Genomic DNA, 12,394 nt, shown 5'->3' with positions numbered 1-12,394 from the left:
TTTGCCATGAGTTTCCAAGCCAATCGACGTGCGATCTTGCGTGGTGCAGGCGCCTTGATTTCGCTTCCGTGGATGGAGTCGTATGGCTTCCGGCGGTATGCGTCCGCGGCACAGCCGACGACCGTTCCCAAGCGACTTGTGTTTCTAGGGATGGGGTTCGGTGTGACGGCCGATCGCTGGTACCCCGACCGAAAGACGGTCGGCGAAAATTACAAGCTTCCTGAGATCTTAAAACCGCTCGCACGGCACAAAAAGGATATCACGATCATCCAAAACCTGATGCATCGTTACAGTGCTGATGGTCACAGCGGGAGTACGTTTTGGTTGACGGGAGCTAATCGATACGAAATTCCCGGGCAAGGTTTCCACAATACGGTTTCAGTCGACCAGGTCGCCGCAGAGCTGTTAGGCCAACAAACTCGGTTTACTTCGATTCAACTCGCCGCGAAGGGCGCAAGCGGGGACGGGCATGGTCCCGGTTCCTCGTTGGCATGGAATCGGTATGGCAAGCCGGTCGCCGGTTTAGATACTCCGGTCGCGGCCTTTCATCGGTTGTTCTCCGACGACAAGACTCCGCTGGCGGAGCGACAAACGATGTTGAAACGCAAACGAAGCGTGCTCGACACGGTCAGTGAAAACGCAAAGTCGGTCTATCGAAAGATCGGTCGAGAAGATCAAGAGAAGCTAACCGAGTACGTGCAGTCTATTCGAGAAATCGAAGTCCGTTTGGCCAAGGAAGAGTCTTGGCTAGACGTTGAAAAGAAGGTTCCGGCTAACGCGATCAAGGAACCTCGGGAGTCGCTTGAGGGACTGGAGGAAATTCGGATGATGTACGATTTGATGGTTGCGGCAATGCAAGTTGACGCGACTCGGGTGTTCACATACCGCATGCCAGCGAACTCTTTGATCGAAAGTCTCGGTGCGACCATGACGGCGCACAGCATGAGTCACTATTCCGAAGGCGAACGCCGTACGGTTTCACAAAACCGTGACACCGCCCATGCTCGTTTGTTGGCCGAGTTCATGGATAAGTTGAAGGCGTCCAAGGAAGCCGATGGTTCCAGCTTGTTTGATAACGCTGCGTTGACATTCGGAACGAACTTGAGTTCAGTCCACACGCTGACCAACTGTCCAACCTTAATCGCTGGCGGTGGCGCGGGGATGAAGCATGGACGCCACTTAGTGATGGACGACCCGAAGACGCCGCTGTGCAATTTGTGGTTAAGCATCCTGCACGGGATCGGCGTGAACGTGCCGTCCCATGGCGACTCGACCGGCCGGATCGAAGAGCTGTTTGCATAGTCGCAATCGGAGTCTCTGCAGACCTTCCTGCAGACGATGTGAATTCACAAGAATTTGCGGCCAGCGGTGCTAGAGCACGCGCTGCGAGAACTGGACACGCCCGCCTAATTGTCATACAATACTGCGAGTCGTGGTGGCGAGCCGCCCTTTATGGGCTAGCTGTGGGTATCGATACCTTGCAGAGGGCTTTGCTTTCGCACGCAGAACCAAATCTCTAGCAACACGAAACAGAAAATATCAGTTACCCCAGGAACGAATTGATGCCATCTTTGATTTGTCGATCAGTAGGCATTTTGGTTGTCTTGTTGCTTGTTGCTTTGCTCGCGCGGCCAGTGATTTCAGGCTCGCCAGCGATTACCGGCAGCACGGCTTCCGGCCCAAACGAATCAGAGGCATCGAGTTCAGATTCAGCCGTTGATGCTGGTAAGAATCCGGTGGATTTTGAATCGGACATTGCGCCAATCTTGGAGGACAATTGTTGGTATTGCCACGGCGAAGATGAGCAGGAATCAGGGCTGCGTTTGGATCAGCGTTTGAGCATGCTCCGGGGTGGTGATTCGGGGCTGGCGACGCTGGTTCCGGGGAAGCCAGAAAAGAGCTATCTGATGGATGTGGTAAACCATCTCGATGAAGAGATGGCGATGCCTCCGGATGAAGACAAGTTGGCGGCCGAAGATATTGAATTATTGACTCGTTGGATCCGCGAAGGTGCGGTGTGGCCGGGGCAGATGCAGGAACTTACGGTCGAGAAGTCGGACCATTGGTCGTTCCAACCTGTCACGCGGCCTGACGTGCCGGAAATGCCCGCGACCCGTAACATTCTACACACCGGTACGGATGTTGCCGCGGGTGCAGTGAACGGCAACCACGCTGATCTCGCAGCGAACCCAATTGATGCGTTCTTGTTGCATCGGCTTAGCCAGGACGACCTTGCCTATTCTGAGCCAGCGGATCCACGCATGTTGATTCGCCGTGCGTCGATTGTTTTGACCGGCATTCCGCCTACACCCGAACAGACCGATGCGTTTGCAGCGGAATACGCTAGCGAAGGAAATGTGGCCTATGCCCGGTTGGTCGATTACTTAATGGCGTCGCCGCATTTCGGTGAACGATGGGCGCAGCACTGGCTCGACGTGATCCGGTGGGCGGAAACCAATGGCAGCGAAAGCAATATGTATCGCAAGAATGCCTGGGTCTACCGTGACTACGTGATCCGTGCTTACAACGAAGACAAGCCGTACGATCGGTTTCTGTTTGAACAACTGGCCGGTGACACGGTCGGTGTGGGCGACGCGACAGGATATTTGGTCGCCGGACCGCACGTCCCGGCCGCCACAGTTGGACGAGAGCCGGCGGCGCAGCGTACAGCTCGAGCGGACCGTATGGATGAGATTTTGCAAACGGTAGGGGCGTCGGCGATGGGGATGACCATTGGGTGCGCACGGTGTCACAACCACAAGTTTGATCCCATTTCGATCGTTGACTATTACTCCATGTCGGCCGTCTTTCAGGACATCGAGTTTGGCGGGCGATTCTTGGAATTGGCGGAAGACCACCCTCGTCGTTTACGCGGCCAAGAGCTTCATGAGCTGTTGAAGGCTCAACGAATCAAGATGCGGCAAACGGGGCCTTGGGAAGAAGATTGGACGGGCTACAAAGAAATTCACATTCCATTCACGACCGCCAAGGCCGTTCGCTTCACGTTCCCTGTGAAGTTCTTACGGATCGACGAACTGGAGATCTTCGGCACGACGGAGTGGAACCGGAATCTCGCTTTAGCGGACGCGGGGACAACCGTCGAACATTCAGCGGATCTCACCAAGGAATCAATGCCGGTTTCGAAGATCAATGACGGCGAGTATGGAAATTTTGCGTGGTTGGTTCGTGTCCCCAAAGGCAGCGACGAAAAGCCTTGGGTGCAGTTCAACTTTACGGAACCACAAGAAATCTTCCGGGTTCGAATCAGCACCAACCGTGAGGACTATCTGGAAACCGATTACCTGGAAAACCTCAATAAGCTGATGTTCGGTGCTTTTGAAATGGAGGTGCAGGATGAGGCTGGGGTTTGGACGAAGGTTGCGTCGACAAAACAGATCGAGAAGCTGAATAAGCAGCATCCTTCAAGAGTCGCAATCCTTGAGGAAGTGCAGGGGCTCGTTAACCAGATCCGAGAAGAGGGGCCTGCCCCCGGATTTGTGGCCCGTTTCATCGAACCGGTGACCTCGCATGTGTTCAGTCGTGGTAGTCCAGAGAATCCTCGGGACGAAGTTTACCCGGCGGGTTTGCAGGAACTCGATGGCGATTTGGGACTTGATTCCAGTGCGAAGGGCAAAGAACGCCGCGTGGCGTTTGCGGATTGGCTGACCGACCCCACCAATCCGCTGACCGCTCGTGTGGCGGTCAATCGGATGTGGCACCATGTCTTCGGCCGCGGAATCGTTGCCACTACGGCAGACTTTGGCGCTGCGGGCGCTTTGCCAACGCACCCTGAATTGCTGGACTGGTTGGCATCGGAATTGATCGATCCAACAGTGTCGGTGCAATCTGAAATCGCGACCGATGGAAAACCGGCGGCTCACTCAGAGAGCACTGAATCGCGAGCTTGGTCGATGAAACACATGATCCGGTTGATGGTGATGTCGGATGCGTTTCAGCAAACCAGCTTGCCGAACGAACGCGGGCTCGAAATCGATGGCAATGCTGCACTTTTGTGGCGTTTTCCACCAAAGCGAGTCGAGGCGGAAGTCATCCGAGATTCCATCTTGCAGGCGTCTGGCGTTCTAGATGACCGCATTGGTGGTCGTAGCTTCCGCATTCACAACGTGAAGGCTCGTTATGCCCAGTGGGAAGTAACGGACAACTACGGTCCAGAGACTTGGCGTCGGATGATCTACCAAGAACGGATGAGACGCGTGGACGATCAAATGTTTACGGCGTTCGACTTTCCCGATTGCGGGCAAGTGAAACCCAAGCGACCGGTTTCGACGACGCCGCTTCAGGCGTTGAATCTGATGAATAGTCCGTTCGTGATCCAGCAAAGCAAAATGATTGCAGAGCGGGCGATATCGGAAGTTGGCGGGCCGGGCAACGCGGCCGCAGGGCGATGTTTCGAATTGATTCTGGGGCGGTCGCCTACTGCACCGGAGATGTCCTCGGTCGCTGAAATGGTCAGTGATGGCAAGCTGGCTTTGGTTTGTCGAGCGTTGATCAACTCCAACGAGTTCGTGTTCCTTCCTTGATCCATTTTCCATTGAACACTCAGCGACAATCCAATGATGAATCCTGAACGACTATCACTCCACGGGCGTCGCTTGTTGGATCGCCGTGGCTTTTTGAGCACGGCTGGTCTGTCAACGGCGGGGCTTGCACTGACCAGTATGCTGAGCGCCGATGGCTTGCTCGCTAGCGATTCCGCAATGGCGGATTCCCAACACGGCAAAGTGGGACAGGCGGGGCATCAGTCGCCCATTCGTCCTAACATCGATCCCGATTCACCCTATTCGCCGCGACGTCCGCATTTTGAAATGCCAGCGAAGCAGGTGTTGGTGATCTACCTGCCGGGTGCGGTCAGTCACCTAGACACGTTTGACTACAAGCCTGCGCTTTGGGACTTAGACGGCAAGAAGCCGCCAGGACTTCCAGCGGTGACGTTTGAGGGCCCGTCAGGCAACATTGCGAAGCCTTTCTGGGACTTCAAGCCACGCGGCGAAAGCGGGAAAATGGTTTCGGACTTGGTTCCCCACTTGGCCAAACAAGTCGATGACTTTTGCTTCTTTCACGCTCTGAAAACCGATACCAGTGCACACCCGCAGGGCGAAAACTTCATGAACACGGGCTTCACGATGGAAGGGTTTCCATCGTTTGGATCGTGGGTCACGTATGCGTTGGGGACCGAAAACCAGGAACTGCCTTCGTTTGTCGCGATCAATGATCCGCGTGGGATGGCTCGAAGCGGGAAGAACAATTTCGGCAACGGTTTTCTGCCGGCCGCGTTCCAGGGAACCGACTTCACGGCCAAAAATCCGCCGACCAACCTGAATCGTCCGCTTGGGTTAACGGGCCCTGACGATCGGGCAACCGTCGAACTACTTCAGCGACTTAACGCTCGCCACTTGGAACAGTATCCCGGCGATGCCAACCTAGCCGGACGAATCGCGAGTTATGAACTGGCGGGCAAGATGCAAACGTCGGTTCCCGATGTGATGGATCTGGCTGGCGAAACCGCCGCGACGTTGAAGTCGTACGGTGTCGAAGGAGGCAGCGAATTGCGAGGCCACTACGCCCGGAACTGCATCTTGGCTCGACGTCTGATCGAAAAGGGAGTTCGCGTCGTTCAGCTATTCAACGGCAGCGATCCGGCGGGCGGCAACGGGATCACGAACTGGGATTCGCACTCGGACATTAAACGAACCCATGCGATGCAGGCCGAAATCATGGATCAGCCTACGGCAGCCTTGATCGCTGATATGCGTCAACGCGGATTACTAGAACACACGATGGTCGTTTGGGCGACCGAGTTCGGGCGTATGCCGTTTTTGCAGGCCAACGGAACGGGACGTGACCACAACCCGGGAGCGTTCACTTGCTTCTTAACCGGTGCCGGTGTGAAGCGAGGATTCAGCTACGGCGAGAGTGACGAGTTTGGGTTCAAAGCGGCTGTGGATGAAACGTCCGTTTACGATTTCAACGCGACATTGCTGCATTTAATGGGACTGGATCACGAACGGCTGACGTTCTACCACAACGGGATCGAGCGACGGTTAACCAACGTGCACGGGAGCGTGGTGAAAGACGTCGTCGCGTAGCGAGCTGGACTCGTTCGCCGGAGTCATGCTGCCCGCGGCCTTTCCTAGAATCGGTGGCCGGCTATTGTAGCGGATCGGGTCTTAGAGCGTTTAAGAAAGGATGTAGGCGGTGTCACCAGACTCCGGTACTCTGAATTCTGTCGAATCCAGCTACAAAAACCAGTCACATAACGACCCAAAGTAGGCCGGATGAAGGAGGCTTTGCGACGCCCATCCGGCAGACGCATGATTGCCGGAACGTCGCTGCGCTTGGTCCGGCCTACGAACCACAAACTGAATTCTGGCGAACCCAGCTACCGGGATCAGGCATGTCAAATCTCAAAATGCTCTAGGCAGCTCGGTAATTCACTTCCGGTTCTAGCATCGCTTGCGCGTCCCGCCGATCAATCCGACGTAGTCCTTTGGCGTGGCCGAGCATCAATGCTTGATGAACGCGAGTGGCCAGGTCTTGGTATCCCGTTGACTGTTGAGCGAGCCATGCGGCTGCGTCGTGGGTAAAGACGTCTTCCATCGCACCAACGTGACGGATCGACTTGGCGAGACAGGCTTGCAAGTGCTCGGATTTGGGGCTGGGTAGATGGAGCGTTCGGTCGGCGGTTCCAACGATGCGGAGTGTTCGCTCGGTTACCGACGCCTGTCCGGACTTATTCGATCGGGTGGGGCGTATCCGAACGAACACGCATTCGTCAGGGTACAAATCGGTCAGCGAGCAAATAGAAGTGGAAGCCGGTAGCGGATTGATGTGCGATGGCACGTCGATCAATCGAACTGGTTGGCAGCGAGTGCGGTCGTGAAAGGCTGGGCGCGTTGCCGTTGGCCAAACGCGAGGATTCTTTTCTGTTTGCTTCCACTCTCCGGTCGCTACGTCGATCGCATGCGACCCAACCCCGGTGCTGGCCAAAATTTGCCGAAAGAACATCGTGATTCCCGTGCCACTGGGGGCGACGATCACGCTAAGAGGTTCAGCGTGTTCAATGGCGTAGGCAAACCAACTCCAAAGTTCAGCATGATCACCGCCGCGGAAGTAAAACTCTTCCGTCTCGGCGGGCTCATGGACAGGTCGGCTTGCGCTGAATGGAGTGGCGAGCAGACGCCAGTGATTCAGCGTTTCGGAGCAAAGCGGGGGAACAGGGTGCATGGCATTTCAATCGACATAAACGAGTCAACCCGTTCGATCGATCGGATGCTTCCGTCACAAACACCGGTCGCCGCACCGCTTCGCTAACCGGCACAGCTTCCCGCGTTACTCGATGACGTATAAGAAACCTTTGGTTCGCAATAGCAAACAATTGCCGGCGGGGGACGGGCTGGCCACGGTGAACGCTTCGTTGTCTTCGACTTCGTTGACCGAAATCACTTTGGGTTGATCGCCAGTCGTGGCAGAACCGTCGGTCGTGGCGCCTTTTTGTAGTGGTCCGACCACCGCCGTGGTGGCGTCTTCCCCAGTGATATAGAGCTTGTCGCCAACAATCAGTGGCGAGCTGCTGTAGCTCTGACGAGTGCGTGGCAAAGACACTTCCCAGCGAGTTTCGCCGGTCGCGGCCGAGACAGCAGTCACGGTCCCCTTGTTCTTCTTTCCGTCACTGACGAAATACGCGATCCCGTTTCGCATTGCAGGCGTCGGAACATCGCTGCCCAAATCGTCACGATGCCACATGATTGCGTCCGTTCCCGCACCGCTGGCTAGCTTCGATAGATCCACGGCGGTGACGGTGGCGCCACGAGAGTACGGGCACAGGATTACGTTGCCTTCGGCGACCGGAGACGCAATCGATCGGAAGTACTTTTGACCTTCCGGATTGAACCCACCCAGGCGTGCGACTTCTTTGCCGTCGCTGGCTTGGTTCAGCGTCAACGTGTCCGCTCCCATCACGGCAATCATTTTGGTGCCGTTCACGTTGACTTCCAGGGGCGTGCTATAGCTTTGTGCCGCTTCCTCAGGTGCTTCGGTGATTCGGTCTGCTTTCCAAATTTGCTTGCCGGATGCCAGGTCGTATGCGACCAAATAGCTTGGTCCGGTTTGCATGACAGGAACGATTACCATCGAGTCCAACAACAAAGGCGATGAACCTAAGTCCCACCACAAAGTGTCTTCGCCGAATTCTTCCTGAAGGTTGACGGACCAAACTTTGTTGCCACTGGTGTCGACGCATGCCAGGTCACCGCTGCGGAAGTATGCGGCGATGTGTTTGCCATCGGTCACGGGCGAGGGGTTGCTGCCACTGCCTTTGCGGTGCTTGTTGCCCCGGTCTTCGCCCAGGTTCACCTTCCACGTCAGCTTCTTTGGATTTAGGTCGTACGCGAGCAGCGTGTTCTTGCCATCGATGCCACTTGTCAGATAAGCCACATCGCCAATCACGATCGGGGTGCTGCTACCACGCCCTGGAACTTCAATCCGCTCTACAGTTGACTCGGACCATTCCGATCGCAGGTTGGTCTCCGGTGCAATGCCTTGCTGCGAAGGTCCACGCCATTGCGGCCAAGTTGCAGTTTGGGAAGCCGAAGATGTCAAGATTTCAGCCTGCACCAAAACGCCGCACGAAGCGAGTAGGACACCTAGGAAGCAGAGTGCTTTGGCAGTGAAATCGCTGACGGGTTTTGCAATCGCAATACGCATTCGATTAACTTTGGGGAGGGTGGGAGAACTAGATCAAGACCAAAGTAACAGTCTAGCTAGGAAGTGGGGACGCTTTTTCGCGGGGCGAAAAGACTGAATCGTTCATGTAATTGACACAGTGCGGGATGCCAATTGGCAGCGCTGAATCCATGTCAATATCTGGCGCTATTGTGCCCGAACAGGCCGACGATTGCCACTATACAACGAAATTGCCTGAGCAAATTTGAACTGGTTTGCCAGTGAATCAGCCTGGTTGGATTGAACCCCATTCGTAACCAGAAGTCTTAGGCAAGGGCCCTTCAGTTCCGTCTCCGGCGAGTTTTGCCGGAATGTGACGTAATTGATACGCGAGTGGAATCGCGAAGGTGCGGAATCAGCCTGATACAGGTCGCCTTCATAGAGACGTTGAGGCTTGTTGGATTTTTGGCGAAACCGCAGATTTTACACCGTTTGGCTAGCAGGAGCAGCGTGTAGTGCTGCTAGCCGTCGTTGCAAGTCGGGGGCGGAATGTGGGATCGCAAACCCATAGCACCGAACAACTATCGGACGGAAAATCGATAGACGGTGGTTTTCTCGTACGTTTCACCTGGGCGAAGCGTCGCGGACGGGAAGTTCGGCTGGTTGGGTGAATCGGGAAATCGCTGGCATTCCAGGCATATCGCAGTGCGATGCGTGAACGGACGCTTGTTCTTGCCGGTTGTTTTGCCGTCGAAGAAGTTCCCCGTGTACACCTGAACGCCGACATCGGTGGATAGGACATCCATCACGCGTCCGCTATCACCATCGTGCACGCGAGCAACAGGTCGCAGCGTGCCGGGGGTGTCGTTGATCACGAAGTTGTGGTCGTAGCCGCGTCCCCTTTGCAGCTGCAAATTGTCTTCGTCAATTCGTTGGCCGATCGGGCGTTCATCGATAAAGTCGAAAGGCGTTCCTGCGACCTCGCGAAGTTCACCGGTCGGAATGGAATATTCGTCAATCGGCGTGAATTGATCGCAGAAAAGTTGCAAGTCTTGCTCCACGACGCTTCTGCTCTGCGGCCCACCGACGTTCCAATAGCTGTGATGGGTTAGGTTGCAAAGGGTCGTCTGGTCAGTGGTAGCGTGGTACTGAATCTTCAGTTCGTCGTTGTTCGTCAAAGTGTAAGTCGTGGTGACACTGAGGTTACCAGGGAAGCCTTCTTCGCCGTCGGGCGAGACGTATTGCAGCTTCAGTTGAGGCTGTCCGTCTTGCATGGATGCTTCGGCGTACCACATGCGTTTGTTGAATCCGCGGTTGCCACCATGTAAGTGATTGGGACCGTTGTTCGTTGCCAACTGATACGTGTGACCATCAATTGAAAACTTCCCTTTGGCAATCCGGTTGGCGTATCGCCCGGTGATCGCACCAAAGAAGCCTTGGTCGTCCCGATAGTCGTCGAAGGTGTCGTAACCCAGGACAACGTCCTGCATGTTTCCCTGTCGATCGGGGGTCTTCAGACTGACAACGATTCCGCCGTAGTCACTGATTTGTGCTGTCATGCCGTTCGCGTTCGTTAGCGTGAACAAACTAACGGGTTTCTCCTCAAACGTACCAAATGGATCGCTTTTGATACTGGCTTCGTTTGCAGTCGAGGTGGTTGTCATAATGAAAGCCAGAAGCATTGCCAAAAAGTTCGTTTCGAAACGTTGCATCGGTGTATCCGTTTTGGCACGAGTAGGGTTCGTGCGTGGGGAAGAGGTTGTGTCTCGGTAACAAGACAACGTCTCGGTTGATACGTTGCTTGCTATTATGCATGCCGAAATCGGCGTGTCGATGATGATATGCGCATTGCGGTCGACGATTTGCGGCAAACTGGCTCAATAGAATTCTAATACGAATTGGCCTGTATGACCTGCTTGGGGATTAACGATGAGACTAATCCCGAACGAATTCCGACAACTGGCGGTCTTGGTTGCATCGGTGCAGCAACAGCAAAGTGGCTGCTGCGTCATTGACATAGCTACTGGATCTTGGCAGGACGAAAGATGACTGCTGAGCGAGTGGAAGAACGACTCGTGGATGCTGATGAGTCTCGGCTCACACCGGTGCAGGTTGAAGTTGGGTATTCTCTAGCGTTGCAAAACTGATTGGATCAACATGCGATCACGCGGGCTGTTCACTTAGTCGGTTTGCAATCGCCGAACTGCAAAGAATTCCTTGACTTGGGACTGCAGGTCAAATTTGGCCGGGACCTAGAACTTGATTGAAGCGATCAAGTCTGCGGCGTCGTCTCTGGAGCGGTTCCTATTCGCGAGTTCCATGGCGGTTCATGATTCCGTTGCGCACTATCTGTCATGCGTTTCCAAAGGGCACAGCATCTAGTCCCGCATGACTTCGCTCGTCCGCTCAATGGGTCGGATTCGATGAGAAGCTTAGGCTTACACGAGCGTATCGTTACCCGTTGTGTTTGCCTGTCGCCGATACTCGCCGGGTGTCATCCCCGTTTCTCGCTTAAAGACGACACCCAGCCGCTCGGGATGACTGTAGCCTGCCATGCTGGCGATCTGTTCCAGCTTGAGAGATGTTTCTTCCAACAGTTGTTTGACGCGTCCGACTTGGGCGTTCATTAACTCTTGGTGAGGCGTGCGGTCCAGTTCCTGCCGAAAGCGGCGTTCCAGTGCTCGTCGTGACAACTCGGAATATTCGACGACATCATTGACGTCGATCCCGTCGCACGCGTGTTCACGAATGAACCGGCACACTCGAGCGAGCTCACGGTCCTCCAGAGCGGATACCTGTGTCGACATTCGCTGTGTCACCGCGATGGGCATGATCAATTCCATGGAATCGTGGGCTGGTTTGCCTCGCATCAATTCATCCAGTTCGGCGGCGGCTCGATATCCCACTCGTTCGGCATCGGGACGCACGCTCGACAACGGCGGATCGCAAAGCGGACAAATGACGTCGTCGTCATCGACGCCCACCACGCCAATTTCGTCGGGCACCAAGATGCCGGCATTGCGGCAAGCCACCAGGACCTGTTGACCGCGGATGTCGTTGCAAACGAAGAGTCCCGTCGCGGGCTGAAGCGTTTTGAGCCAACGCGAGATCCCATGCACGTCTGTTACGCCAGCACGTTCAATACTGGTGATGGGGTTGGTTTCGCCATCAGTTTCATAAACCGAAAGTGGACTGTTTTCAGCTTGGCAACACTCGCGGAAGAATCGCAATCGGTTGTCGGAATAATGGGCTTCGCGGAAGCCGCAAAACGCAAAACGGCGAAAGCCGCGTTCCCGTAGGTGCTGGTACGCCAGTTCTGCAACGGCTCGGTCGTTCGTTTCGACACGCGGGATGTTGGCGTGCGAATTTCGACATCGGACGTCGACAATCGGTATACTGAGCTTCCGTAACGGTTCCAGAGTGTGCGAATCAACGCGGGCGATTACCCCGCTGACGTGGGCCCCCTCTAACCACTGGGGTAGCGACGCATCGATGGTCATCTCTTCGTGCATGAGCGACCAGTTGCCGTGAGTTCGCGAATATTGGGCAATCCCGCGTAGGAGGTTCCGTCCGTAGGAACGCGATGATTCGACAATTAAGGCGACCCGCCGGCGTTCTTTCACATTCATCGCAATCGGTTTCGGATGGCCAGTGGTGGTTTTCATGGCCACTTGGAAGCTGGGGAAAAGTGTGACGCAATCTGTCCTAGCCT

The 12,394-nt window shown here is 55.2% G+C and carries 7 protein-coding genes; 3 read left to right on the top strand and 4 right to left on the bottom strand.

The features are described from left to right. Positions 1–6: 6 nt before the first annotated feature. From ACR3ZL_RS16215 to ACR3ZL_RS16205, 3 genes are all read left to right on the top strand, one after another. Complete coding sequence (locus tag ACR3ZL_RS16215) at positions 7–1,302, top strand: DUF1552 domain-containing protein (protein ID WP_473652077.1); 1,296 nt, start codon at positions 7–9, stop codon at positions 1,300–1,302. A 260-nt stretch (positions 1,303–1,562) separates the two neighbouring features. After that, entirely contained in the window at positions 1,563–4,541 is a 2,979-nt protein-coding gene (locus ACR3ZL_RS16210) for a PSD1 and planctomycete cytochrome C domain-containing protein (RefSeq protein ID WP_473652078.1), read from the top strand. Between the two features lie 33 nt (positions 4,542–4,574). Beyond that, complete coding sequence (locus tag ACR3ZL_RS16205; protein ID WP_486172781.1) at positions 4,575–6,107, top strand: DUF1501 domain-containing protein; 1,533 nt, start codon at positions 4,575–4,577, stop codon at positions 6,105–6,107. A gap of 328 nt (positions 6,108–6,435) precedes the next feature. Here the strand turns inward: ACR3ZL_RS16205 and ACR3ZL_RS16200 are convergent, their stop codons facing one another. The 4 genes from ACR3ZL_RS16200 to ACR3ZL_RS16185 form a co-directional block, all read right to left on the bottom strand. Continuing rightward, the gene (locus ACR3ZL_RS16200; RefSeq protein WP_473652079.1) at positions 6,436–7,245 is read right to left on the bottom strand and encodes a hypothetical protein; all 810 of its coding nucleotides are present in this window, start codon (positions 7,243–7,245) and stop codon (positions 6,436–6,438) included. 105 nt (positions 7,246–7,350) lie between these two features. Further along, on the bottom strand, positions 7,351–8,724 hold the full coding sequence (locus ACR3ZL_RS16195; RefSeq protein WP_473652080.1) for an outer membrane protein assembly factor BamB family protein: 1,374 nt from the start codon (positions 8,722–8,724) through the stop codon (positions 7,351–7,353). A gap of 539 nt (positions 8,725–9,263) precedes the next feature. Continuing rightward, positions 9,264–10,394 (bottom strand): aldose epimerase family protein, encoded by a 1,131-nt coding sequence (locus ACR3ZL_RS16190; RefSeq protein WP_486172780.1) that lies wholly within the window; start codon positions 10,392–10,394, stop codon positions 9,264–9,266. A gap of 726 nt (positions 10,395–11,120) precedes the next feature. Further along, complete coding sequence (locus tag ACR3ZL_RS16185) at positions 11,121–12,347, bottom strand: XylR family transcriptional regulator (protein WP_473652082.1); 1,227 nt, start codon at positions 12,345–12,347, stop codon at positions 11,121–11,123. Positions 12,348–12,394 lie beyond the last annotated feature (47 nt).

The sequence above is a fragment of the Rhodopirellula sp. J20-39 genome, assembly GCF_057365095.1.
Note: the sequence above shows the minus strand (reverse complement) of the source record. Positions and strands in the feature narration are given on the sequence as shown.